The sequence below is a fragment of the Agarivorans sp. Alg241-V36 genome (assembly GCF_900537085.1).
In the GTDB taxonomy this organism is placed as follows: Bacteria; Pseudomonadota; Gammaproteobacteria; order Enterobacterales; family Celerinatantimonadaceae; genus Agarivorans.
The window spans coordinates 66783-92044 of sequence record NZ_UNRE01000008.1; the positions used below are offsets into that span (position 1 = coordinate 66783).

Annotated in this window: 25 protein-coding genes; 24 read left to right on the forward strand and 1 reads right to left on the reverse strand. The window is 43.3% G+C overall.

Going from position 1 to position 25262, the window contains the following annotated elements:
* The first annotated feature begins 182 nt into the window (after positions 1 to 182).
* The 7 genes from nifH (at position 183) to cowN (ending at position 5897) form a co-directional block, all read left to right on the forward strand.
* Positions 183 to 1061 (forward strand): nitrogenase iron protein, encoded by an 879-nt coding sequence (gene nifH / locus G6R11_RS17650; RefSeq protein WP_163134395.1) that lies wholly within the window; start codon positions 183 to 185, stop codon positions 1059 to 1061.
* A 42-nt stretch (positions 1062 to 1103) separates the two neighbouring features.
* Positions 1104 to 2561: a nitrogenase molybdenum-iron protein alpha chain gene (gene nifD / locus G6R11_RS17655; protein WP_163134396.1), complete on the forward strand. Its 1458-nt coding sequence runs from the start codon at positions 1104 to 1106 to the stop codon at positions 2559 to 2561.
* A gap of 91 nt (positions 2562 to 2652) precedes the next feature.
* Positions 2653 to 4224 carry a nitrogenase molybdenum-iron protein subunit beta gene (nifK, locus tag G6R11_RS17660; protein ID WP_163134397.1) on the forward strand — a complete coding sequence of 524 codons (1572 nt, stop codon included), beginning with the start codon at positions 2653 to 2655 and terminating at the stop codon, positions 4222 to 4224.
* 57 nt (positions 4225 to 4281) lie between these two features.
* Positions 4282 to 4494 carry a putative nitrogen fixation protein NifT gene (gene nifT, locus G6R11_RS17665; RefSeq protein ID WP_163134398.1) on the forward strand — a complete coding sequence of 71 codons (213 nt, stop codon included), beginning with the start codon at positions 4282 to 4284 and terminating at the stop codon, positions 4492 to 4494.
* Between the two features lie 44 nt (positions 4495 to 4538).
* A complete protein-coding gene (locus tag G6R11_RS17670; RefSeq protein WP_163134399.1) occupies positions 4539 to 5210 on the forward strand; it encodes a NifB/NifX family molybdenum-iron cluster-binding protein in 672 nt (223 codons plus the stop codon).
* Positions 5203 to 5607, forward strand: coding sequence for a hypothetical protein (locus G6R11_RS17675; RefSeq protein ID WP_163134400.1), 405 nt, complete (start codon positions 5203 to 5205; stop codon positions 5605 to 5607). The genes G6R11_RS17670 and G6R11_RS17675 overlap by 8 nt, the downstream gene beginning before the upstream one ends.
* 5 nt (positions 5608 to 5612) lie before the next feature.
* The gene (gene cowN, locus G6R11_RS17680; protein WP_163134401.1) at positions 5613 to 5897 is read left to right on the forward strand and encodes a N(2)-fixation sustaining protein CowN; all 285 of its coding nucleotides are present in this window, start codon (positions 5613 to 5615) and stop codon (positions 5895 to 5897) included.
* A 40-nt stretch (positions 5898 to 5937) separates the two neighbouring features.
* On the opposite strand, the gene G6R11_RS17685 is transcribed toward cowN, so the two are convergent.
* Entirely contained in the window at positions 5938 to 6474 is a 537-nt protein-coding gene (locus tag G6R11_RS17685; RefSeq protein ID WP_163134402.1) for a GNAT family N-acetyltransferase, read from the reverse strand.
* A gap of 254 nt (positions 6475 to 6728) precedes the next feature.
* On the opposite strand from G6R11_RS17685, the gene G6R11_RS17690 reads away from it, so the two are divergent.
* The 17 genes from G6R11_RS17690 to G6R11_RS17770 all read left to right on the forward strand — a co-directional run bounded on the left by G6R11_RS17690 (position 6729) and on the right by G6R11_RS17770 (position 24986).
* Entirely contained in the window at positions 6729 to 7817 is a 1089-nt protein-coding gene (locus tag G6R11_RS17690; RefSeq protein WP_163134403.1) for a sensor domain-containing diguanylate cyclase, read from the forward strand.
* Between the two features lie 547 nt (positions 7818 to 8364).
* A complete protein-coding gene (locus G6R11_RS17695) occupies positions 8365 to 10386 on the forward strand; it encodes an RICIN domain-containing protein (RefSeq protein WP_163134404.1) in 2022 nt (673 codons plus the stop codon).
* A 235-nt stretch (positions 10387 to 10621) separates the two neighbouring features.
* Positions 10622 to 12019, forward strand: coding sequence for a nitrogenase iron-molybdenum cofactor biosynthesis protein NifE (nifE, locus tag G6R11_RS17700; protein ID WP_163134405.1), 1398 nt, complete (start codon positions 10622 to 10624; stop codon positions 12017 to 12019).
* A 1-nt stretch (position 12020) separates the two neighbouring features.
* Complete coding sequence (nifN, locus tag G6R11_RS17705; RefSeq protein ID WP_163134406.1) at positions 12021 to 13406, forward strand: nitrogenase iron-molybdenum cofactor biosynthesis protein NifN; 1386 nt, start codon at positions 12021 to 12023, stop codon at positions 13404 to 13406.
* A 9-nt stretch (positions 13407 to 13415) separates the two neighbouring features.
* On the forward strand, positions 13416 to 13886 hold the full coding sequence (locus tag G6R11_RS17710; RefSeq protein ID WP_163134407.1) for a NifB/NifX family molybdenum-iron cluster-binding protein: 471 nt from the start codon (positions 13416 to 13418) through the stop codon (positions 13884 to 13886).
* A 34-nt stretch (positions 13887 to 13920) separates the two neighbouring features.
* Positions 13921 to 14226, forward strand: coding sequence for a ferredoxin III, nif-specific (gene fdxB, locus G6R11_RS17715; RefSeq protein WP_163134408.1), 306 nt, complete (start codon positions 13921 to 13923; stop codon positions 14224 to 14226).
* Positions 14227 to 14238: 12 nt separating this feature from the next.
* On the forward strand, positions 14239 to 14712 hold the full coding sequence (locus tag G6R11_RS17720; RefSeq protein WP_163134409.1) for a SoxR reducing system RseC family protein: 474 nt from the start codon (positions 14239 to 14241) through the stop codon (positions 14710 to 14712).
* A gap of 227 nt (positions 14713 to 14939) precedes the next feature.
* Positions 14940 to 15962, forward strand: coding sequence for an AraC family transcriptional regulator (locus G6R11_RS17725; protein ID WP_163134410.1), 1023 nt, complete (start codon positions 14940 to 14942; stop codon positions 15960 to 15962).
* Positions 15963 to 16234: 272 nt separating this feature from the next.
* Entirely contained in the window at positions 16235 to 17503 is a 1269-nt protein-coding gene (locus G6R11_RS17730) for a carbohydrate porin (RefSeq protein ID WP_205472909.1), read from the forward strand.
* Between the two features lie 73 nt (positions 17504 to 17576).
* Positions 17577 to 18956 carry an amidohydrolase family protein gene (locus G6R11_RS17735; protein ID WP_163134411.1) on the forward strand — a complete coding sequence of 460 codons (1380 nt, stop codon included), beginning with the start codon at positions 17577 to 17579 and terminating at the stop codon, positions 18954 to 18956.
* A 100-nt stretch (positions 18957 to 19056) separates the two neighbouring features.
* Positions 19057 to 19674, forward strand: coding sequence for a DUF3299 domain-containing protein (locus G6R11_RS17740; RefSeq protein ID WP_205472916.1), 618 nt, complete (start codon positions 19057 to 19059; stop codon positions 19672 to 19674).
* A 421-nt stretch (positions 19675 to 20095) separates the two neighbouring features.
* Positions 20096 to 20956, forward strand: coding sequence for a Fe-S cluster assembly protein NifU (nifU, locus tag G6R11_RS17745; RefSeq protein WP_163134413.1), 861 nt, complete (start codon positions 20096 to 20098; stop codon positions 20954 to 20956).
* An 11-nt stretch (positions 20957 to 20967) separates the two neighbouring features.
* Positions 20968 to 22203 carry a cysteine desulfurase NifS gene (gene nifS / locus G6R11_RS17750; RefSeq protein WP_163134414.1) on the forward strand — a complete coding sequence of 412 codons (1236 nt, stop codon included), beginning with the start codon at positions 20968 to 20970 and terminating at the stop codon, positions 22201 to 22203.
* A gap of 23 nt (positions 22204 to 22226) precedes the next feature.
* The gene (gene nifV / locus G6R11_RS17755) at positions 22227 to 23378 is read left to right on the forward strand and encodes a homocitrate synthase (RefSeq protein ID WP_163134415.1); all 1152 of its coding nucleotides are present in this window, start codon (positions 22227 to 22229) and stop codon (positions 23376 to 23378) included.
* A gap of 10 nt (positions 23379 to 23388) precedes the next feature.
* Positions 23389 to 23676, forward strand: coding sequence for a nitrogenase-stabilizing/protective protein NifW (locus G6R11_RS17760; RefSeq protein ID WP_163134416.1), 288 nt, complete (start codon positions 23389 to 23391; stop codon positions 23674 to 23676).
* A 13-nt stretch (positions 23677 to 23689) separates the two neighbouring features.
* Positions 23690 to 24154, forward strand: a complete 465-nt coding sequence (locus G6R11_RS17765; protein ID WP_163134417.1) for a nitrogen fixation protein NifZ — start codon at positions 23690 to 23692, stop codon at positions 24152 to 24154.
* Complete coding sequence (locus G6R11_RS17770; RefSeq protein WP_163134418.1) at positions 24144 to 24986, forward strand: peptidylprolyl isomerase; 843 nt, start codon at positions 24144 to 24146, stop codon at positions 24984 to 24986. The genes G6R11_RS17765 and G6R11_RS17770 overlap by 11 nt, the downstream gene beginning before the upstream one ends.
* Positions 24987 to 25262: the final 276 nt, after the last annotated feature.

A 25262-nucleotide genomic window follows, 5' to 3' on the forward strand; every position in this document is an offset into this window, starting at 1 on the left:
ACCGTTTACGACAAAGCCTACATTTGCGGCCCAAATTGTTTGTCTTACGTATTCAAAAAGAACCAGTGAATCAATGGTAAGTCTTTTAAATACAACGGTTTATGGCGGCTGCTGGGGTTTGGAACGGTTCTGGCAATAGTTACTGCGGGAACCGTTTATCAAGCTAATAGGGAAAAAATATTATGGCTATTCGTCAATGTGCAATTTACGGAAAAGGCGGTATTGGTAAGTCTACCACTACTCAAAACTTGGTTGGTGCTTTAGCGGAAGCGGGCAAAAAAGTAATGATCATCGGTTGTGATCCTAAGGCCGATTCAACACGCTTAATCTTACACGCAAAAGCGCAAAACACCATTATGGAAATGGCAGCAGAAGCTGGCTCGGTTGAAGACATCGAATTAGAAGATGTACTTAAAGTGGGTTACGGCGGTGTACGTTGTGTTGAGTCTGGTGGCCCAGAGCCAGGTGTAGGTTGTGCCGGTCGTGGTGTAATCACAGCGATTAACTTCTTAGAAGAAGAAGGTGCCTACGAAGAAGACTTAGATTTCGTATTTTACGATGTACTAGGTGACGTTGTGTGTGGTGGTTTTGCCATGCCTATTCGTGAAAACAAAGCGCAAGAAATCTACATTGTTGTATCTGGTGAAATGATGGCGATGTACGCAGCCAACAACATCTCTAAAGGTATTTGTAAGTACGCTGCAACTGGTAGTGTTCGTTTAGCGGGTCTTATTTGTAACTCACGTAAATGTGACCGTGAGGACGAGTTAATTGAAGCACTTGCAGCCAAAATCGGTACTCAAATGATTCACTTCGTGCCACGTGACAACGTTGTACAACAAGCAGAAATTCGCCGCATGACGGTTATTGAATATAACCCTAAATGTAACCAAGCCAATGAATACCGCACCTTAGCCAAAAAGATCATCGATAACCAACTATTCGTTGTTCCTACTCCGGTAACCATGGACGAGCTTGAAGAGCTACTAATGGAATTCGGCATCATGGACGAAGAAGACGAATCAATCATTGGTCAAGTAGCTGAAGAAGTTACTGCATAAGCACTATCAACAGTGATCTTATTGATGCTATAGGAGGCAGCAATGTCAGATAAAAAAGCAGAGACTCAAGCACTGATTGACGAAGTGTTAGAAGTCTATCCAGAGAAAGCCAAAGCCGATCGTAAAAAGCACTTAGGTGCGAACGATAGCGAAGGTGGTAGTTGTATTACGGCTAACCGTAAATCACTACCTGGTGTAATGACCGCCCGTGGTTGTGCTTATGCAGGATCTAAAGGGGTAGTGTGGGGACCAATTAAGGATATGGTGCATATCTCTCATGGTCCAGTCGGTTGTGGTCAGTATTCACGTGCTGGTCGCCGTAACTACTACACCGGTTATACGGGTGTAAATAGCTTCGGAACCATGAACTTCACCTCAGACTTTCAAGAGCGTGACATCGTATTTGGTGGGGATAAAAAACTGTCTACTATTGTCGACGAAATTGAAATGTTGTTCCCATTGGCAAACGGTATTTCTATTCAATCCGAATGTCCAGTAGGGCTAATTGGTGACGACATTGAAGCTGTGGCTAAAACCAAAGGCGCTGAGATTGGCAAAACAATCGTACCAGTTCGTTGTGAAGGTTTCCGCGGTGTGAGCCAATCACTAGGTCACCACATTGCTAACGATACTTTACGTGATTACGTATTGGATAAATCAGAAGGCAAGGAAGTAGCAACCACAGATTACGATGTAGCCATTATTGGTGATTACAACATTGGTGGTGATGCGTGGTCTTCACGTATTTTATTAGAAGAAATTGGTTTACGCGTAGTTGCGCAGTGGTCTGGTGACGGTACTTTACCTGAACTAGAAAACACCCCATCGGTAAAACTTAACTTGGTTCACTGTTACCGTTCAATGAACTACATCTGTCGCCATATGGAAGAGAAATATGGTGTGCCATGGATGGAGTACAACCTGTTTGGTCCAACTAAGTGTGAAGAGTCTTTACGCGCTATCGCTGCAAAATTTGACGAAACCATTCAAGCAAAAGCTGAAGAAGTTATCGCAAATTACAAAGCGCAATGGCAAGCCGTGGTTGATAAGTATCGTCCACGTTTGGAAGGTAAAAAAGTCATGCTTTATGTGGGTGGCTTACGTCCTCGTCACGTAATTGGTGCTTATGAAGACTTAGGTATGGAAATTGTTGGTGCCGGTTATGAGTTTGGTCATAACGATGACTACAGCAAAACGGTTCCAGAAGTGAAAGACGCCACGCTAATTTACGATGACGTTACCGGCTACGAGTTAGAAGCTTTTGCCGACAAACTTAAACCTGACCTTATCGGTGCCGGTGTAAAAGAGAAGTACATCTTCCAGAAGATGGGCATACCTTTCCGCCAAATGCACAGCTGGGATTACTCAGGCCCTTATCACGGTTTTGATGGCTTCGCTATTTTCGCCCGCGATATGGACATGACCCTAAACAACCCTTGTTGGGACAAACTAACTCCACCATGGAAAGCTAAAGCAGATAAAGCTGCAGAAGCTGCCTAGGCGTTAAGTTATATCAGGATGAGTGCTGTTAGCGCTTAAAAATTAACTCAATTCGTAGTTCACAGATGAGTGGCGCGAAAGGAGAAGTAAAATGAGTCAATCAGTAGATGATATCAAACCGGGTTATCCCCTGTTTGAACAGCCAGAATACAAGGATATGATGGCCCGTAAGCGCGCTGAGCACGAAGAAGGCGCAAGTGATGAAAAAGTAAAAGAAATCTTCGAGTGGACCACTACTCAAGAGTACCAAGATCTTAACTTTTCACGTAAAACTTTAACCGTAGACCCAGCCAAAGCTTGCCAACCTTTAGGCTCAGTACTGTGTGCACTAGGTTTTGAGAAAACTCTGCCGTATGTGCATGGTTCGCAAGGTTGTGTGGCCTACTTTAGAACCTACTTTAACCGACATTTCAAAGAGCCTGTTGCTTGTGTATCAGACTCTATGACAGAAGACGCAGCGGTATTTGGTGGCCAGAAAAACATGTTTGACGGCCTGCAAAACTCCTTAGCTTTATACAAGCCAGAAGTTATCGCGGTTTCAACTACCTGTATGGCAGAAGTAATTGGTGACGATTTAAATGCCTTTATCGGTAATGCCAAAAAAGACGGTTATATTCCAGAGGAATTACCTACACCGTTTGCTCACACTCCAAGTTTTGTGGGCAGCCACGTAACTGGTTGGGATGGCATGTTTGAAGGTTTTGCCAAGTACTTTACTGGCAACAAAATGGAAGATAAAACCGTAGGTAGCAACGGTAAAATTAACATTGTACCGGGCTTTGAAACCTACCTTGGTAACTACCGTGTTATTCACAAAATGATGCAGCAGATGGGTGTTGATTACAGCCTGCTTTGTGACCCTTCTGAAGTGTTAGATACCCCTGCAGACGGTGAGTACCGAATGTATGCTGGTGGCACTCCAATTGCGGAGATGGAAGATGCACCTAACGCTATTACTACTTTATTGTTGCAACCAGATCAATTGGTTAAAACTAAAAAATATGTAGAGGGCCAGTGGAAGCATGAGGTACCTGCGCTAAATATCCCAATGGGCTTAGATTGGACCGATGAACTGCTAATTAAAATCTCAGAATTAACAGGTAAAGAGATCCCTGAGTCATTAGCTACCGAGCGTGGTCGTTTAGTCGACATGATGACCGATTCTCATACCTGGTTGCATGGGGTTAGCTTCTCTATTTATGGAGATCCTGATTACCTAATGGGCTTAACCAAATTCTTGCAAGAATTAGGTTGTGAAGTTAAACACATCTTGTGTAACAACGCCGCTAAGCGCTGGCGCAAGAAGATGGAAGCATTGATTGCTCAATCTCCTAGCACAGCTAATGCCGAAATCCACGTAGGTAAAGACCTATGGCACTTCCGCTCATTGGTATTTACCAATAAACCAGACTTTATGATTGGTAACTCTTACGCCAAGTTTATCCAGCGTGATACCAAGGCGAAAGGTGAAGAGTTCGAAGTACCGCTAATTCGTCTTGGCTTCCCGATCTTCGATCGCCACCACCTGCACCGCAACACAACTTTGGGTTACGAGGGCAGCATGTACATGCTAACTACCTTAGTGAACGAAGTGCTGGAAAAACTTGATCAAGATACCAGCGAAATGGGTAAAACAGACTACGGCTTCGACCTAGTTCGTTAATCCTAATGCAGCAAAAGTATGGCCGGAGTCTTGCTCCGGCCACTTTAAGGAACAGAGATGCCAAACCTAATTATTAGCCGTGAAAGCTCAGGTGAACTACAAGCTTACATCGCAAAGAAAGATCTAGAGTTACCCATTAGCTCACTTCAATTTGATCAAGCTGATCAATGGGGCGGGGTGGTTGAGCTAAGTGATGGTAGTAGATTTTTTATAGAGCCAGTAAATCCAGCACCCAGCTTACCCAAAACATTTCGCGCAAGGCGTGCCTAGTTGGGCTAGACCGAGTGGCGATGGGAATAGGCTAAGGAGTACCGATGAAATCTAATATAAACGATAACTTAGCGTTACGATTAGCCGTAGCGTCTAAAGCGATATCTGATATCGAATTAAAACAGTTTGTGGCCTTGTTAGTGGGCCAATGTGGCGAACCTTTAAGTGAAAAGAAACTTAGATCATTAAGCCCAAAAGCCTTACGCGAGATGTTTCAAGCATCGTCAGTAACGGTAGAACGAAGCCAAGTTAACCAGTTACACGCGATCTTAAGTTCAGAGCAAATCAGCCCTATGGAAGCCCCAGAGCTGCCAGAACAAACTCTGCTAAATGGGCCGAAAGTACGGCTGGCCGTGAGCTCAAATAACCTAGAGCGAATAGACGGACATTTTGGTTCCTGTTTACGTTTTCTTGTTTACGAAGTAAGTGCCCAAGGTTTTCAGTTAGTGGATGTTCGCCCGGTAATCGAGAACTTAAGCGGTGATGCCCGCACCAGCTACTTAATTGAGCTAATCGGTGATTGCCAATTGTTAGCAACTTTATCGATTGGCGGACCTGCTGCAGCACGGGTTAGCCGCGCAGATATTTTGCCTTTAAAACAACTTACTCCTCAAGCATCAAGGTCGATATTAGAACGTTTACAAACAGTAATGGACTGCCCGCCGCGTTGGCTAGCAAAGTTATTAGACAAGCAACAGGAGCCTGAGTATGTCTGAGATAGCAGAAAAAAAGACCTGCAGCTGTAAGGGTGAACCACACACTCCAAAACAGCATCAGTGTACTTGTAGTAGCGAAAAAAACGAGACGAATTCACATGCATGCGGCTGTTCATCCAAGCAAGAGAAAGCGCTTGATCAATCTCTTATTGATGATTTATTAAGGCGCTTAGCCAATCAAGATGACTATCAAAAGAACTTACAATGTTTTAAAAAGCATCATGCCAATATACGAATCATTGAATGCAGTGAAGATGATATGGCTGAAAAAGAACCCTTTATGGCAGCAAGCTATTTTGACTTGTTTTTAATGGCTAACGGAACCAGTTGTGCCCGTTTGACCGACAGCCTTGATTTAGCCATAGGCTTGGTTATTGCGTTGCACGAACCTGAGTAGTGACTATGTTAGAAACATCAGGTGATCGTTATCTAAGCTTTTGTAATATCCAGTGTGATGAAAACGCTGATAGGTTTATGGCGATCTTGGTCCAGCATCTAAAGGCTAAACACGGTAATCCATTGTGGCAGGATTATTTTTGGCAAAAGATTGAAGAACAACAGCGTATCCAGCGAGATAACTTACATTTCATTGGTAATCAAACCAATCCTTTGTATGAATATATGGAGGAGTGTGGTGATCAGCAAGCTACAGACTTGCTATATAAAATTGAACAGGAGTGCTGCTAAGTAAATTGCTTGCTTCACTCCTATTTATGTCACTAGAAGCTTACCAGTATTCAGGTTTATTTAGCGCTGCAATACATTGGCTAGCACCTTCGATGCTTGGTATGGTTTGGGCGCTTAAGCTTTGAGCTAACCATCCTTCGGGATGACTTAACTTAAAGGGGGCTTCTATTTGTTGCTCGCTAATTGGGTTAAATCCAACCTTGCTGTAAAAGTTTGGGTCACCGTAGGTGATCACTAGGTTGACTTCTAGCTTGCGAAGTTGCTCTATACCGTGGTTGATAAGCTGTTGACCCAAACCTTGGCCCTGTTGATTGGTCGCTATGGCAACCGGGGATAAAATAAAGGCAACATCATCAGAAGCCAGCAGCATGCGGCTAAAGAAAATACACCCAACAACTTGTTCATTGCTGCTTGCTACAAAACCAATCAAATCTTGCTCTGGCGTGCTAGATATTATGTTGGTAACCAAATCCCCGATAACTTTTCCTTCTTCAGCGCCCTCAGAGTCGCTGAAAACTTGCTCAAATAAGTCTGTAACGGGCTTAGCTAAACTAAGATTGAACAGCGATAGCTTCATAGCGAGTCCTCATTAAAATTTGATTTAGCTTATACCACCAATAACGAGAAAAGTTTGCTTTAAGCCAAAGTTAAGCCATTCCTTTGTACATCGCTATCACACAAACTAAACATTCAATTGCATATTACTTAGATTTTTCTTAGCGTGTTTAGCTAGAGCTTTTAAGGCTATTCATCTAAAAGCAAGCTAGTTATACTATTGTTAGTAATTACTGTTTAAATAATAACTATTAAAGGCTTAAGGATAAGGGAATTATGTCGACAGCTGGTCTTAATCAAACCTCAACCAGTAGCGAACAGGTTATTCGACGCTTATATCAAGTTACCAATGCCCATAACCAAGGCTTTGAAGCTCAGATCCTAGAGCTGCTGCAAATGGGCTTAGAGCGATTCAATCTAGACATCGCTATTTTGTCGAAGATTCAAGCTAACGATTATGTTGTTCAATACTGTGTCACACCAGAAGCAGTAGAGCTAAAGCCAGGGGATAGTTTTACCTTAGATACCACCTACTGCGGTATTACCTGTGAAGCGCAAGCTCCGGTAGCCTTAGAGTATATTGGTGAAAACGATAAGTACGCCAAACATCCTGCCTATAAAGCCTTTGGCTTAGAATCATACATTGGTATGCCTATTCGCCTAAATGGTGAGCTATACGGAACCTTAAACTTTTCTAGTCCTGATCCTTATCCTCGCCACTTTCAAGAAATTGATGTTGATGCCTTGCAATTAATGGCGTCTTGGATCGAAGTTGAGCTGATTCGTAGACAACAAGAAGAACAGCTTAATAGACTCAATCAAAAGCTAAAACGATTAGCAAACTACGACAGTTTAACCGAGATACCTAATCGTCGCGGTATGTACAAAAAGCTAAAGAAAAGCATGAATCTACTCAGTCGTTCGGGCGGAGAGGGTACTTTAGCTATTGTCGACATCGACCACTTTAAAAAGCTTAACGACACCTATGGACATCAACTTGGTGATAAAGCCTTGGTAGAAACCGCTAAGCAAATATCCAAGTCATTGCGAGATTACGACTTCGTGGCACGTCTAGGCGGCGAGGAGTTTTTGATTTGGCTGCCAAGTAGCAATTTAGCCGGTTGCGCCACGGTGTTTAGTCGGGTGATGAAAGCAATTGGCAGTATTAGCCTAACCAAAGAGCCTATCACTGTTTCTATTGGCGCCTACCACCTCAGCTTTAATGAAACCAGTTTGCCAAGTGATTTTGAAATGCTAGCTGACAAAATGATTGCTGTAGCGGATCAAGCCTTATATGAAGCCAAAGAAACTGGTCGAAATAAGGTTGTAGAACGTGTCGGTGTGATTGAAGATCTATCGGTTTAATCGCTAGCTAGTCGCAACACAGCGACTTTTCTTATAGATTTATATTGGTGCTCACTGTAGTGGGCACTCGCTTAGCTAAGCTTTGTTACATTTAACACTCACGTCCATTCTTTCTCTATAGCAAACAGCAAGTCCCCTATTGGTGTTTACCTCGTTTACAAGAAAAGCACTGATGCCAACAGCCCTTTAGTCGAAAACCCAAACCCAAACTTAGCGTTTGTAGTGCGTTCTACAACGATACCTTATTAGACTTTTTATATTATTTATTGATTACTGTTTGGTCAGTGCTTATATAATTCTTCCTGAAAATGTTTACTTGGTGATCTAAGTCAAACGTTAATTAAAATTTGCGTTAAGTAATATATAAAACATGGTTTTATTGTAATTAAATACTCCAAATTTAATTAATGATTTTAATTAAATTGTCGGTTTTATTGTTGTTATTGTACAAATGGTGTGGATTAATAAATAGCTTATTAATATCCATTTAAAGTTGTGTTGTTTAAATGCTTTTAATGGAGTAACTAAACAAGAAATGGAAAACAACATGATTAACAGAAGCAAAATATCTATGGGTATCGCTTTAGCGATTACTGTGACAGCTCCTTTGTCTGCAGCTACGGTTAGCGATGCGGAGTATCGAAATATTGAAGTGAAACATAGTAGTAAGTGCGTCGATTTGTCGGGTGGTAACACCACAAACTTTGCACCGTTTGTTCAATGGACTTGTGGTGAGGATAACGCTAATCAACGATTTGAATTTGTTGAGAGTGGTGATGGGTTTTATAGTTTAAAAATTAAAACCAGTAATAAGTGTTTAGAAGTTAAAGATGGAAACGTAAGTAACGGCGCGCTTATTCAACAATTTGATTGCCAAGCTAACGACAGTAAACAGAATTGGTCATTAATAGATATGAATAACGGTTGGTTTAAATTAAAAAATCAACAAACAGGCAAGTGTTTAGATGTTGCCGGTGCCTATATTCAAAATGGTGACAAATTTCATCAGTGGGCTTGTTTAGCAGATCATCCAAACCAAGAATTTAGGTTTATCTATGATCAAGGCAGTAGTGATAATAGTAGCCCCGACGATCTTGTTGGCACCGTCACTATCCAAGCAGAAGACTTTGTAAGCCAAGGCGGTACATTTGACGACCAGCAGCAAACGCCAGTGAGTAAATATACTGTCGCAGGTCAAGGTGCAATCAACTACATCAATAGTGGTGACTTTGTAGACTACGCAGTAAACGTGGAAAAGGCGGGTATGTACCTAGTTAGTTTTAATGTAGGTACAGCCATTACTGAGAACGCCATTATAGAATTATTGGTAATGGAAAACGGAGTTTGGCGCTCTTACGCGCAGGCCTTTGTTCCAGCAAATGGTTGGGATAACTTTTCAGAGCTTACCGCAAATGGTGAAATAGCGTTACCTGCGGGCGCACAACAAATACGTATTCATGCACTTGGAAGCAACGACTGGCAATGGAACTTAGAGTCTTTTAAATTGGTTTGGCAAGGCGATCTAGATGGTCCAATTGCCCCGCCAGTTTTAGATGATGATAATGATGGAGTATTAAACGCTAACGATTTATGTCCAAACACTCCTGCTAATGAAGCTGTAGACCAAAATGGTTGTTCGCAAAGCCAACTAGATGACGACAATGACGGAGTAAATAACGCTATCGATCTTTGTCCCAATACCCCAGCGGGAGGCTTAGTAGACAATACCGGTTGTGAAGTATCTTCACCAAATATCATAGATGTGAATACAGCAGATCCAAATTTTCCGACATTCGTAAGTTTTACCAATACCACTCCTCAAGGTAAACGTTGGGAAAAAGTTGAAAACTTGTCTGATGAGTTTGAGTTTTGGAATGGCGCTAAGTGGTTAAAAACTAACTGGAATTATGGCAATACACCCGTCAACATGCTGAATAAAAACTCGGGCGTTAGTGATGGCAACCTTTGGATCCAAGCAACGCTAAATGCCGATAGCCCAAACCAATGGTTTGAAACCTCGAGAGTACGTTCAGTCGCTAAAATTAAGTTTCCAATGTATACCGAAAGTCGAATCAAAGTGGCTAACATTTCGGCTTACTCAACGTTTTGGCTAAATAACGGCGACATTAATAATCGTGATGAAATTGATATCATCGAAATTAATCCGGTTCCTACCTGTAATTGTCAGCCAGATTTCCCATGGAAAATGAACTCGCAATACTTTATCGCGAAGAATGGCTCAACTGAACGTAATCATGGTAACTCTGATAATCGCACCGACTTATCCGATGAAAACACTTTACAAGGTGTACTTTGGACCGAGGAGTACCATGTGTTTGGAGCCTGGTGGAAAGATGAACACACCGTACAGTTTTACCTAAATGGGGAACCTGTAAACAGCGTAACAACTCAACAACCATTCACCTTGGAACAGTTCATCATTTGGGATTTGTGGAGCCAAGACTCTAGCTGGGTAGGCGGTCTTCCACAAAAAGAGGATCTCTTAAACAACAATAACAACACCATGAAAGTAGATTGGATACGTACTTGGAAGCTAGTGAACGAGTAATTCATTAGCTAAATTACGCATACTTATAAAGGGCTTATCTTTACGGTTAAGCCCTTTTTGTTATTTGTAGTTACCTGTTGTTGTCTTCTCTTTGTGGTGTTTGCAATCGCTTTGTCGCATTTGCTACAAGATAATATCTATATATTTCAATAGCTAAGCATGTGGAATGCCAATTGCTACTTCCTAGCTGTAGAGCTTTAACAAACAAAGCTGCACGTTGTTATGAGGAGTATGCATGAAACGAAGCGATATAGCCGAGTTATTGGACGAACCTGCTTGCGAGCATAACACCGGAGAAAAATCGGGGTGCGCTAGGCCAGTACCAGGCGCCACTGCCGGCGGCTGCAGTTTTGATGGGGCGCAAATTACCTTATTACCTATTGCCGATGTTGCGCATATTGTCCATGGGCCTATCGCCTGTGCGGGTAATAGTTGGAACAACCGAGGCACTCGAGCATCGGGGCGCAATTTATTTCGCTTAGGTTTTACTACCGATTTGAACGAACAAGACGTCATCATGGGTAGGGCCGAAAAACGTTTACTACACGCGATAAAAACCGTAGTAGAAAAGCATCAACCACCAGCGGTGTTTGTTTATGTTACTTGTGTGCCAGCCCTGGAAGGTAATGATGTAGAAGCCATTTGTAAGCTTGCGCAAAGCCGTTGGCAGGTGCCAGTAGTAGCAGTTGATGCAGCTGGTTTTTATGGCAGTAAAAACCTAGGTAATCGAATTGCCGGTGAGGTGATGGTTAAACAGGTGGTTGGTAGTGCCGAGCCGCCAGCAAAACCGTTAATGCAGCACGACCCATCGCGGCAGGTAAACGATATTGTGCTAATTGGTGAATACAATATTGCTGGTGAGTTTTGGCATGTATCGCCCTTATTAGAACGCCTAGGTTATCGCGTGTTGAGTTGCATGTCGGGAGATACCCGTTTTCACGAAATTCAAACCATGCACCGCGCCGATGTTGCCATGGTGGTTTGCTCCCGAGCACAAATTAATGTTGCCCGAATGCTAGAAGAAAGCTGGAATATCCCTTGGTTTGAAGGCAGCTTCTATGGCATTGAAGATACCTCAGCGTCGTTACGCAGTTTTGCAAAACTATTAGGCGATGCGCAAGTTAGTCGCGAAACTGAAGTTTTAATAGCCCAACAAGAATCTCAAATCCGCCTGCAACTACAACCTTATATACAACGCTTAAAGGGCAAAAAGGCCCTGCTGTATACCGGTGGTGTTAAGTCATGGTCGATTGTGTCGGCGCTGCAAGAGCTTGGTATTAGTGTTGTAGCTACCGGAACCAAAAAATCTACTGCTGAAGACAAAGCAAGAATTAAACAAATAATGGGTGACGAGGCCTTAATGCTAGATGAAGGTGGAGCTCAAAATCTGCTTAATGTAGCCCAGCAACATCAAGCCGACTTAATGATCGCTGGCGGCCGTAACATGTATACCGCCTTAAAAGCGCGTTTGCCATTTCTCGATATTAACCAAGAGCGAGAACACGCCTATGCCGGTTATCAAGGCATGCTCACCTTTGCTAAAGAACTTTGCCGCACCTTAGACAGCGCGATTTGGCCGCTAGTGACAAGTGATGCCCCATGGACCAGCGCTGCGCCAACTAAGGAGAAGTAGCATGACAAAGAAAGTTACGATCAAGCGTACCGCTCTGGTAGAGCAACCCTTAAAAACCAGCGCTGCTACTGGCGCTACTTTAGCGTGCATGGGCTTAGATAACTCAATTCCTTTAATGCACGGCTCGCAGGGTTGTGGGGCTTTTGCCAAAGTTTATTTAATTCAGCATTATCGCGAGCCAATCCCGCTGCAGAATACTGCCATTGATCATATAGCAGCAGTAATGGGCGGAGACGACAATCTATCAAGCGCGCTTAAGCTACTGTGTGAAAAACACCAAGCCAGCCTAATTATAGTGATGACTACCGGCCTAACCGAAATGCAAGGCTGCGATGTTGCAAGAGTGGTGCGAGAGTTCAAAGTGCAAAATCCGCAGTTTGCAACAAGTCATATAGTCAGTGTTACCACGCCAGACTTTAGTGGGTCTATGCAAAGCGGTTTTGCCAGTACTATTGAAGCCTGTGTTCAACAGTTGTTAGTGGATAAACAGCTAAGTGTGCCAAAACCTAGCGAGCAGATTCAACAGCTAAACGTGTTTGCATCCTGTGCTTTAACCAGCGCAGATTTGGAGTTGATCACCCGCTATTGCGAGGCATTTGGTTTCAATGTTGTGTTGTTGCCCAACCTAAGTGATTCCTTAGACGGACATTTAGCAGAAGAGGACTTTTCGGTTACCTCTACCGGAGGAACCAGCCTAAGCAAGTTAGCAAGCAGCGTTTACAGTACTGCTAGCTTGGTATTTGGTGACTCTATGCTGCCAGCAGCAAGCCTACTTGAGAAACATTTCAATATTCCTAGTGTTGCTATGGGCACCGGTATGGGCATGCAGCAAAGCGACTTATTGGTGATGAAGCTGGCTGAACTTTCTAATAAACCGGTTCCGCAGTGGATTACACGGCAAAGAAAAAGGCTTCAAGATGCCTTACTCGACTGTCATTTTCTATTATCGGACGCTAAGGCCGCGCTTGCCTTGGAGCCAGACGCCGCTGCTGGTTATTGCACGCTTTTGGCTGAAGTAGGAGTGAGTGCAGAGCTAGTAGTCACCACGCTTAATACACCTAATTTAGACCAACTGGCTGCCCAAAATGTGGTAGTAGGGGACTTATCCGATCTAGCTGGCGTAGTGGATGACTGTGAGTTAGTGGTTGGTAATACTCATTGCGCCAATACGTGTGAGCCCAGCACACCAGTATTGCGAGCGGGTTTTCCGTGTCACGATCGATTCGGCAACAGCGACATCTTACAGGTGGGTTATGAAGGTGCTCGGCAACGGCTGTTTGCCATGGCTAACTTGCTAAAAGCTAATCATCAAGATGAAGTGCCGGCGCATAAAAGCGCTTATCGCTTTGAACCCGCTAGTTGTACTTCACTGCCATTAGATAGCTAGGGGCCAAATATGAATGCTATGCAAAGACAATTACGCATTATTGAGGATGGCCAACAACGAGAGCATGTGTTCAAAGTGGCCTTCGCTAGCGAAAGTAAACATTGTGTCGATCAGCATTTTGGTAGTGCCCACACCTTTTTAGTTTATGGCTTTGGCGAGCAGCATATTCAGTTGCTAGAAGCACTGCAGTTTGAGCAAGCTAAACCAGGCCACGACAAAGGCCGTTTGCAGCAACGAATCAACGCGCTAGCCGGTTGCGCAGCAGTGTTTAGCAATGCTTGTGGCCATAGTGCTAACCAACTGCTTAAGCAGCACGGTATATGCAGCCTAATGGTAGATAGCGACACCGAGCTGAGTGTATTGCTAGGAGACATACATTTACAGTTTGTTCACCAACCTCTGCCTTGGATGTATCCCCAGGCCTTAGATGCTTTAGAAAAAGAGCAGCGCTTAAATGAATTACTCGACGAGCCCTGGTAGGGCCCTCATCAACTTTTAAAATAAGGAAATTATCATGAGTGATGAAAAATACATGGGTTTAACCCGTGATGGAACGTCTTGGGAGCCGCAGTTTGTAACGGCGCTTGATCAAGATGCCTGTATTGGTTGTGGACGTTGCTACAAAGTGTGCCCACGCGACGTGTTTGACTTAGTTGAACGCGAAATAGATGAAGACGATGAAGCATATGATGACTACGAAGATGATGTAGTGATGGTGATGGAGCTAGCCAATGCCGGTGATTGTATTGGCTGCGCTGCATGTTCTACGGTTTGTGCCAAAAACTGTCACACCCACACTCCAGCAAGTGCCTTGGTTTAGGAGGCATTGTAGATGGCGCAAATAACAATGCAGGTTATTAGTGTCGACAATGGCAAGGTAGTGTTACAAGGCCAGCGTGCTAGTGCTTGCGCATCATGCGCCAGCAAGAGTACTTGCTTATCCGTTAGTGAAGAACAATCCGGTATGTTAAATGCCGAGTTCACCAGCACTGGCGACTTAGAGCTTGGCCAAAACATTAAGCTAAACTGCCAAGATAGCTTTTTACTCAAGGCTATCTTGGCAGTGCTTATGCCCGCGTTGTTAGGGTTAATTGGTTTTGCCTTGTTAGCTAATTACTTCTTTACTTCTAGCTTCCCAGAATCCATTGAGTATATAAACCTAGCGGCATCCCTATGTGGTTTTGCTTTAGGACTAATGCTTAGCCGACACTTAGCAAAACCTTTAATTAGCCAGCTAAATCAGCAACTGTCTTTTAAGTTATTGACAGAGCCTGAAAAGATTAATGCTCGTATCTTGAGACACTAATGTTAGCTTTAGTTAACTTTTCCCAATTTCAAACTTACTCGTCAAGCTACTTCAGCTTAACCAAGGTACTTTATTTTTTTGTTGTTTGTGACCATTTGCTCGCCATCAATTGTAGTCACTTGACGACAGCAATGAATGAATTTTAATCTATTAGAAACAAAGACAATGCTGGCTGCTTGGTCAAGCGCTTATCTATAAACCTAAAGGTTTGACGATGAATGGATACGATGAGTAATAGTCAGAATACGAATATCCCCTTGGTGTTACGTGAAAATGTAGAGTTTTTTGCATCAATGTTCAAAGAGATTGACCATAAAACTTATGACTTGATACGTGCAGCAATGATACCTAGTGATATTCATAGCGACGCAGATTATGAGTACTTACCAGAAACCTGTTTAAAGAATGTCTTAGAGATATTGGCACAACATTTAGCCAATGACCGGCTTGGTTGGCTATTTATTCGTTCTTGCAAAGAAACGTTTGTTCCTCGAATGCTGGCAACTATTCCCCAAACTGGCACAATCAAATACGCACTAGAACAGTTTTGTGAAGCCTTAAAGCATCAATCTACCGATGCAAATCTTTATCTCGAACAAGCGGGCAATACTTGGTGGTTGGTGCGAGAAAAACGAGGCGTCAATGAAAGCTGGTTTAAGTATGCAGAGATGTTTTCAGTTATTTGTATGGCGGAGTTGTTAAGAGCCCTAAGTGATGAGCAGTGGAGCCCAATGCAAATTGGCATACAAAGTTACAGTATTGAAGACTTTGCCAAACTACCTTCACTAGAACATGCTCAATTCTTTACGAAAAGGCCTGTAACGGCGTTAGAAATACCAGAAAAAATCCTTTTCTCACCAGCGATATTCAAACCTCAATTTCTAAAGAGCGCTTCCGATACGAACCTTAAAGCGATAGAGGCGCTAAGTTTTAGAGAGCAATTTATCTTTGCTATAAAACCTTATTTGTCGATGGGAAAACTGCCAATTAAGCTCGCCGCCGACATTTTGCGTTTAAATGTAAGAACTTTGCAGCGTAGGCTTAAAGCAGAAAACATTGTATATAAACAATTTATTGAAGAGTTAGTTTTTGAACAGGTGGAAAAACACCTGCAACATAACAACGAATCTATTACCCAACTGGCAAACCGTTTTGGATATTCAGATACCGCTCATTTCACACGTTCATTCAAGCGTATTTACAAACAATCTCCATCTACTTATCGCAAACAATTCAGCAACAAAAACTAGCTTAGGGCAGTGTCATCAAATGGCTATTGAGTAAGCGCTTTTATGTGCTAACTTGTTAATAGAGTTAATTTAGCCGGCACATTCTAGCAACCTATTGGTTACATCATCATTAGGCTATGCTTAATTTCAGCCCTGATACTTAGCCTAGTTATAAGAGCATGTTTGCCAAATCTCTAGAGATATCTTTTAAAAGACTAAGTTGCGCAGATTGGTTTGTTAGCTAAAAAACTCAATCACTCGTTAGGTTTCAACTATCGAAAGGATTCGGTTGAATGAAAACAATGTTTAATTTTAAGCAAGTACCTGCTGTGTGTATCGCTGTTTTCTGCGGCGGTATTACAGGGCCTTCTATGGCGGCAAATTTTGAAAGTCCAGATTCTGTAGAAAACACCATTGCTCAACAAAAAAATCAGCAACTAGGTTGGCGTGAAAAACTAGCTAAGGATGGATTTACCTTTGGAGCCGACTATTTTGCTCTTGGCCTAGCTTCCGGCGATGGTGCTAACGGTAATTCTGTAAATGCAGCTTCTGGTGTCGCTAGGCTTTATGGTGCGTGGAATCTAGTTAATCAAAACGCCAGTAATAGTGGCAGCCTAGTTTGGAAAATAGAGCATCGTCATGCGTATGGCGATAGCTCTCCAAAAAACTTCGCGTTTATTGACAATTTTTCAGGTAAAGACGGCCTTGGTTATGCTGGTCTTATTGCACCTGCTTTTAGCGACCAAGGCTTTCGAGTGACCGATTTAAACTGGAAGCAAAAGATAAACGGCGGTAAAGGTACCGTGATTATTGGCTGGCAAGATGTCACTAATTATGTCGATGTATATGCACTGGCGAGTCCTTGGTCAGGTTTTACTAACTTGGCATTTTCAACAGGGTCGGGGGTAATGGGCTTACCCGATGACGGTATTTTGGCTTTATCTGCTGGCCATATGCTGGGCGAAAACTTCTATGCTGTAGCTGGTATTGCTGACGCTAATGGAAAATCTGACGACTTACTTGATGGGTTTAATAGTGCATTTGGCAGTGATGCTGCTTACTTCTCAACCCTAGAACTAGGTTGGACGGCTTCACAAGAGCAAATCTACACTGACAATATCCATTTTACTTTATGGAATTTTGGAGAGGGCACTCGGCACAACTTAAACTACCCAGCCCCCGGTTATACCGATGGTGGCAAGGGGATTAACTTTTCCTGGAGCCAGTTTGTAAGCCCTCAGCTAATGCCCTTTGTTCGTGGTGGCGTATCTGAAGGGCAAGTCGCTCTTTATGATAAGTCGTTAAGTGCTGGTTTTGGGTATTTTGGTTTAGGCGCTGCAAAAAACAATTTGGGTTTTGCGATTAATTGGTCAGAGATTAATGAAGAAATTTTGAGACCTATAGCAAACACCGAAGAGCAGTGGACAACTGAGCTTTATTACAACATGCAATTTGGCGACTACTTACAAGTCACCCCTGATATTCAATTTATTAGAGACCCAGCATTTTCTAATCAAAGCAATGCTTTGGTTTTTGGCATTCGAGCTCGAGTATTTATTTAGATAAGTGTGTTTAACCTGGAACACGATGACTACGTTTAAGTTAAGAACAAACCCAAACTGTAAGGATACTGACATGAAGAAGACCTTAATCGCGTCATCACTAGCACTGATGACGTGTTTTGCCTATGCAGCAGAAGACACCCAACTCCCACAAACTTTGTTTGAGAATGTCGATATTTTTAATGGCACTGAAGACAAGTTATATGAAGATCATTTTGTTTTGGTGGAGGGCAATAAAATCACCTCTATTTCAGCTAAAGTGATTTCTGTTCGTGATGACGCTTTAGTTATTGACGGCAAAGGTAAAACTTTAACCCCAGGCTTTATTGAAAACCATGCTCACTTAATGCTGATGGGCCCAACTTTGCCGGCAATGGAGTCAAACACTACGTGGGAAGACTTTGCAATACACGGTACTCGTATGGCGGAAATGTATTTAATGCAAGGTTTTACAACGGTTCGTGATGCCGGTGGAGCTAATGGTGGTTTAAGAAGGGCTATTGATGCTGGAGAAATTGTTGGGCCTCGCTTCTACCCTTCAGGCGCTTTTTTAGGAACACGTGGTGGCCATGCTGACTTTGCAAGCTTTACAGCACCTGTTGGTACCGAAAGTAATTTCAGTCGACTAAATCTGGCGCAAGAAGTCGACAGTGTTGCTGAAGTGAAAAAGTATGCTCGTAACAACTTCCGTATGGGAGCCACTCAGTTGAAATACATGCAATCTGGTGGTGTTGTTTCAGCCTTTGACCCATGGCAACTATTGGCAGGGTCTCCCGAAGAAGTGGGTGCGGCAGTGCAAGTGGCAGAAACTTACGGCAGCTATGTTATGGCGCACTCATATAGAAGAGAAGCTATTATTGCAGCGCTTAATTCTGGGGTTAAATCCATTGAACATGGCTTTATGTTTGATTGTGAAATATCAGAGTTAATGGAAGAAAAGGGCGCTTACATCACCACAAACCTTACGGCCTTTGATCCAAACTTGTTGGAGATCCCAGCGGTTAAAAATGTTGCGTCTAGCTTAGCTAAAGCCAAATCAGCATCTGCAGCCTTTAAAGACTATATCCCCAATATGAAGGAATGCCCGGCTCCCCGTGGTTTTCAAACAGACTGCGTAGGCTCTGTGGATGCTTGTAACATTCAAATTGCTTATGAAAAGAAACTCAATAACGATTTCTTTGGTCCTTTTGAGTCACTAAAAACATTAACGTCGGTTGGCGGTGAAATTGCCAAATTGTCTGGTGACTTCATGAACCCTTACCCAGATGCAAAACTAGGTGTGATTGAGAAAGGAGCTTATGCAGATATTTTACTTCTTGATGGTAATCCTTTTGAAGATTTCTCGGTTGTAGGTACTGGTGACCAATGGTTTGGTGCAGAAAAGCGACCAGACTCACCAGAAACAATACAGCTTATTATGAAAGACGGTGTTATCTACAAAAACAGCCTTTAGTTAGCCAGATTGCTTCATTGGCTTTAATGAGTCAATGAAGCTTCTTCCCAAGATTTTAGTACCCACTCATAAGAGAACCTAAACCTTGAAGAGTTTGATAGTGCTTATTGTATCCCTTGTTTCATTTTATAGTTTTTCTGCTGAGCTAATACAGTTGGACTGGAAAGATTTGAAACCTGAATCCACACATCCACAAATTTCTTTGCCTGAGCTTAGCTACGACCAAAGATCTGCCTTACAGGAAGTATTTACACTCAGTCAATATGATGATGCTCAAACTGCTGAGAAACTCGCGGTGCTTAAAAAGGCGTTGAAAGCAGAAGGCTTAGATGCTGATGAGCTACTGATGCTTCGTGAAAAATACATTGAAGGCCAAAGGTTAGCGGCTGAAACAATTATTACTGATTTCGATGGAGAAAAAGTTCGTATCCCTGGTTTTTTAGTGCCCATTGAGTTTTCAGCTCCTTTAGTGGCAACTGAATTTTTACTGGTTCCCTATGCAGGAGCATGTATCCATATGCCACCTCCTCCTGCGAACCAAATAGTGCAGGTTTCCTATCCTGATGGATACGAAGTAGAAACGGTGCAATATCCTGTGTGGGTTGAAGGAGTTATTTCTTCAAAGCTAACAACGGATAATGTTTATCTCGTAGATGGTGAAACAAATGTAACAATGGGCTATTCAATGAACGCCTCTTCAGTCGTTAACTATCATTAACGGGTGAAACCACATTCTTTTGGAGTGCTAATCAAAGAGTCTCATGTTGACTCTGTTTTCTTTGCCTTTCATAGTTACTTTTAAGGTCTCGAATAAATACTAACTACCTGCTAACAAACGACAAAGCTCTGTAGTGAAGCTCACAATTTCTAACTAAATGTGATTTAACTCACACTGCGAAGTTTGTCGTACTGCACTAAAACCCCGTTATTACAAACACTTACGTGTTTATCGCCCTAGGTATCCCACTTGCAACACTCTACATAGGTGCTAACCCCTTGTTGATGAGTTTGCTGCCAATGAGCAAGAAACGCTGTGTTCTAGGTTCCCAATGGCTTATCAACACTCAGTTTTAGGCAGCATTTGTCTTTAGCAAGGGGTTATCACCACTACAAATTTATAAAACATTGTGGGGTAGCGTATGTGGAATTATTCAGAAAAAGTTAAACAGCATTTCTTTACACCTAAAAATGCTAAAGCTGTCGACCATGCAAACGCTATTGGCGATGTAGGCTCTATATCTTGCGGTGACGCTCTACGTTTAAGCCTTAAGGTCAATCCTGATAGTGATGTAATAGAAGATGCGGGATTTCAAACCTTTGGTTGTGGCAGCGCTATTGCTTCTTCATCAGCATTAACCGAAATGATCATTGGCCGAACCATCGACCAAGCAATGAGCATTTCTAATCAGGACATTGCCGACTTCTTAGATGGCTTACCACCAGAAAAGATGCATTGTTCGGTAATGGGAATGGAAGCGTTGCATGCGGCTGTGGCGCAATACCGCGGTGAAGAAGTCGCCGAAGAGCATGAAGAAGGCGAGTTAATTTGTAAGTGCTTTGCTATCGACGATGCCTTGATCAAGCGAGTAGTTGCGCAAAACAAGCTAGAAACCTTAGATGATGTTATTAACTACACCAAGGCCGGCGGTGCTTGTGCAGCTTGTCACGAGAAAATCGAGTGGGTACTTGAAGAATGCTTAGGCGCTCCCTTAGCTGAGCCAGAACCAGTTAAAGCCAATCCAACAGGCGCAACCAGCATTGTGGCGCGCATTCGAATTATTGAACAAACCCTAGAGCAGGTTAGACCTCAACTACAAGCCGATGGCGGAGATATTCAGCTGTCGGATGTAGACGATGACATGGTGTTTGTATCACTCACTGGTGCCTGTTCTGGCTGTGGTTTATCAGCGGGTACGCTGGCGATGATCGAGCAAAAGATCAGCCAAGCACTTGGCGAAACCATTACTGTTTATCCCGTTGGCGCAGCTAGCTTAGCGTAAGGAGCTTTAGCATGAGTACTTTAACCACCTTAACAAATCACACTGAGTTAGCTTATTTAGATAACAACGCCACCACCCAAGTGGACCAAGCGGTGTTGCAAGAGATGTTGCCTTTTCTTAGTGAGTTTTATGGTAACCCTTCGTCAATTCACCGTTTTGGTAGTCAAGTTGGCCAAGCCATCGAGAAAGCCAGAGAGCAGGTGCAAAAACTAATTGGTGCTAGCCATGCCAGTGAAGTCATCTTCACGTCGTGCGCAACCGAAGCCAGTGCTACGGCTATCCTTTCGGCAGTAGAGGCTTTCCCAAGCCGTAAAGAAATAGTTACCTCGGTAATTGAACATCCAGCCACCTTACAACTTTGCCAAATGCTAGAGCGCAAAGGCTACACCATTCATTGGATAGGCGTAGACCAACGCGGCCGTTTAGACATGGAAGCTTACAAGGCAGCATTAAGTGATAATGTCGCTATTGCCAGTTTTATGTGGGCCAACAATGAAACCGGAAGCCTATTTCCTATCCGTGGAATGGCGGAGTTAGCCAAGCAACATGGCATTGTATTTCATACTGATGCGGTGCAAGTGGCGGGTAAGTTGCCAATCCAGGTTGCAGACAGTGGCATAGATTTATTGTCTATTTCTGGTCACAAGTTCCACGCGCCAAAAGGCATTGGCGCTTTGTATTTACGCCGCGGCGCTAAGTTTAGGCCTTTATTGCGCGGAGGTCACCAAGAACGAGGTCGCCGAGCAGGTACCGAAAACAGTAGCGGCATTGTAGGTTTAGGCAAAGCTGCCGAGTTGGCAATGCAATCGATAGAGCAAGATTCAGCACGCATTAAACTAATGCGAGATCGCTTAGAAATGGGCTTGTTAGCGAGAGTGCCTAATTGCTTTGTAACCGGCGATCCTAAGCACCGAGTGCCAAATACCAGCAATATTGCTTTTGAATTTGTAGAGGGCGAGTCTATTTTGCTGATGTTAGACCAACAGGGTATTGCGGCGTCTTCGGGTTCGGCATGTACCTCGGGGTCACTTGAGCCATCACATGTAATGCGCGCAATGGATATTCCCTACACCGCAGCTCATGGCGCGATTCGTTTTTCATTGTCGCGCTTTACCACTGAAGCCATGGTTGATCAGGTACTTGCAGTGCTGCCGGAGATTGTTGAAAAACTTCGTATGCTGTCTCCTTATTGGGATGCCAGCAGCAATCAACCCGCTAGCGAAAGCTTTAGTCCTGTATACGCCTAGTTGTTGTTAGGGAGGGTATTAGCATGCTGATCATTAATGACACCACACTACGTGATGGCGAACAAACTGCTGGCGTGGCTTTTAATGCCGAAGAAAAGCTAGCGATAGCCTGTAGTTTAGAGCAAGCCGGCATTAGCGAACTAGAAGTAGGCGTGCCTGCCATGGGCGAGGCTGAGCGCGAAGTGATTAAAACACTTTGCAGTGAACTGAGCCTGGCAAAAACCATGGGTTGGAGCCGTCTGCATCAACATGATATCGCTTTGGCTGCTGGTTTAGGTTTAGATTTACTCGACGTGTCGATTCCTGCTTCTAAGCAGCAGCGGGAGTCAAAGCTAAAAGTGACACCTCATCACTTGTTTGCTCAACTAGAAAAGGGCATTAAACAAGCTTTAGACCTTGGATTGTCAGTTTGTGTAGGTATGGAAGATGCCTCACGAGCCAGCCTTGACGAGCTCTACCTAATTGCCGAAAAAGCCCAAAGTTTTGGTGCTAAGCGGGTGCGTTTTGCAGACACGCTTGGCTTGCTTGATCCTTTTGCCTGCGAAGTTTTCATTGGTAGTTTAAAACAGCGCAGCGATTTACAGCTGGAAATGCACGCCCATAACGATTTAGGCATGGCTACTGCCAATACACTTGCCGCAGTTAAAGCTGGAGCAGATTCAGTAAATACTACGGTAACCGGATTAGGTGAGCGGGCAGGCAACGCCGCACTTGAGGAAGTGTTAATGGCGCTAAATGTTACCCAGTTGGCCGGCAACCAAGTTATTCCACCGGTAGATCTAAAAGCGCTTAATCCTATCTGCGAGCTAGTGGCAAAAGCGTCTGGGCGCAAGTTAGGCTTGAGCAAAAGCATTGTAGGTAAACAGGTATTTACCCATGAGTCGGGCATTCATGTAGACGGTTTGCTAAAAGACCCAAACAACTACCAAGCCTTTGCGCCAGAGCTGATTGGCCGTAAGCACAGTGTGGTTCTAGGTAAACACTCTGGTGTGGCTGCGATTAAATCGGTTTATCAAGATTTGGGCATCGCTTTAAATTTTGCCCAGTGTCAGGCCTTGCGCTTAACCCTAAGTGCGTGGGCCGAAGCCAATAAACGCAGCCCTAACGCCAAAGAGCTGTTGGGGTTTTATCGCCATAGCATCAGTCAACATTTAGATGCAGTGTGCATTAGCTAAGGAAAAATATATGCAAGCAAATCCATTAGCTAAACAGAGCGAAGAAGAACTAGATATTAGTGAGCTAGCCAGCGCCGAAGATTTTCTTAATCACTTTGGGGTTAACTACCAAGCTAGTTTGGTTCGAGTTAAGCGAGTGTTGTTTATGCGCCTGCTTAACCAAGTATTAGTAAAGCAAGATTCAAACAGTTTTAGTGACTATCAAGCAGCGGTTAGCAAAGCATATTGTCTTTTAGAAAAAGGCGTTGTGTTGGCACACCAAGTGCCTAACTGTGACGCTTGCGAAGGCTGTGAATAAAGAGGTATAGCAGATGAATTCAGCAAAATTTGGTTACGGATGTAAAGTTCGAGTGGTTGAAAACATTCGAAACGACGGCAGCTTTCCTGGCTGTAAAAAAGGCGCTTTACTAGTGCGACGCGGCGCTACCGGCTATGTACGCCAATCGGGATACTACCTGCAAGATCAGATTGTTTATCAAGTGCAGTTTATTACCCGAGGATTAACCATTGGTTGTAAAGAGCATGAGTTGATTGATGCCGAGCTAGTTTGGCAGCCTAATCGGTTTGAATATGGCGACAAAGCCGAGTTAACCCTTAGTTTGTCTCAGCAGGGTGAAGTGGTCGCCAAAAAAGGCACGGTGGTAGATGTACTAGCAGTGCGTCGCAAAGCTAAAACCAGCCCTTGTTATCGTATTCAATATGGCGAGTTAGATGTAGAAGTGCCAGAGCGTGCACTTACAGCTTTGCAAGAAGAGGAAGCCGCGTATGTTAGATAGCAGCCAAGCCTATATCACCATGAAAACCAGTATTGCTTTATTTGATCTTAATACTGATCAGCTAAGTGAAAATCAGCACGCCGAGTTGCAGCGAGTGGTGTGTAAAACCATTAGCATCCAACAAAAGGTGTTAGCAGCAAAAGAGGCTGAAAAGGTTTATGTTGACGAGCCGCAATTAGATAAAGCCCTGGCACTGATTAAACAAAACTTCGAATCTAACGCAGCCTATGATCAAGCCTTGTTAGCCAACCAACTTTCTGAGTATGGTTTGCGAGAAGCATTGCGAAACGAGCTAAGCAGTGAAGCGGTGTTAGCCTATATAAGCAAAGACGTTCCGGAAGTAACAGACCAGCAGGCATTAGCCTTTTACCAGCGCTATCCAGAGAAGTTTTTACAAGTAGAGCGCCGCGCTGCTCATCATATTCTGCTTACCATTAATGAGCAGTTTAAAGAGAATACCCCGCAGCAAGCAAAGGCTCGAATTAGCGCGCTGGCCAATAAGGTAAACAGTAGCAATTTTGAAAAGCTGGCCGAGCGACATTCAGAGTGCCCGACTGCTGTGAATGGAGGTTATTTAGGCCTTGTGGCTAAGCAACAGCTATTGCCAGAGCTAGACGAAGTATTGTTTAAGATGCCAAGCGAAAGCTTTAGCCCACCCATTTATACAGGTATGGGCTATCACTTGTTGTGGTGTAAACAGCATCAAGCCGAGCACAAAGTAAGTTTCGACGATGCCAAAATAAAAATTCAGCAGTCTTTGTATCAGCAGGCACAAAAGCAGCAACAAAGATTATGGCTGAGCCGAACCTGTAAAGGTGAAAATTTAAACTAACGCTGTCTATACATTTTGCTTTCGCCACTAATAACTAAAACAATAATAGTGTTTTGGCTATAGCTTGAAATTAGTAGATTGTACTGGTTTGGCTTGCGCTCACTTCCTAAAAGTGTTGTCTGTGCTTGGTTACTCTATTGGAGGTAGTATAAGTTTCGACGCTTTACACGTTGCGCTTACTTATTGGTCACTATCTACTTACATAAATAACAAAAACTGAAATCTAAAGTTAACTCAAATGTAACAAATGACATTTAGCTTAATCCGCACAACAAA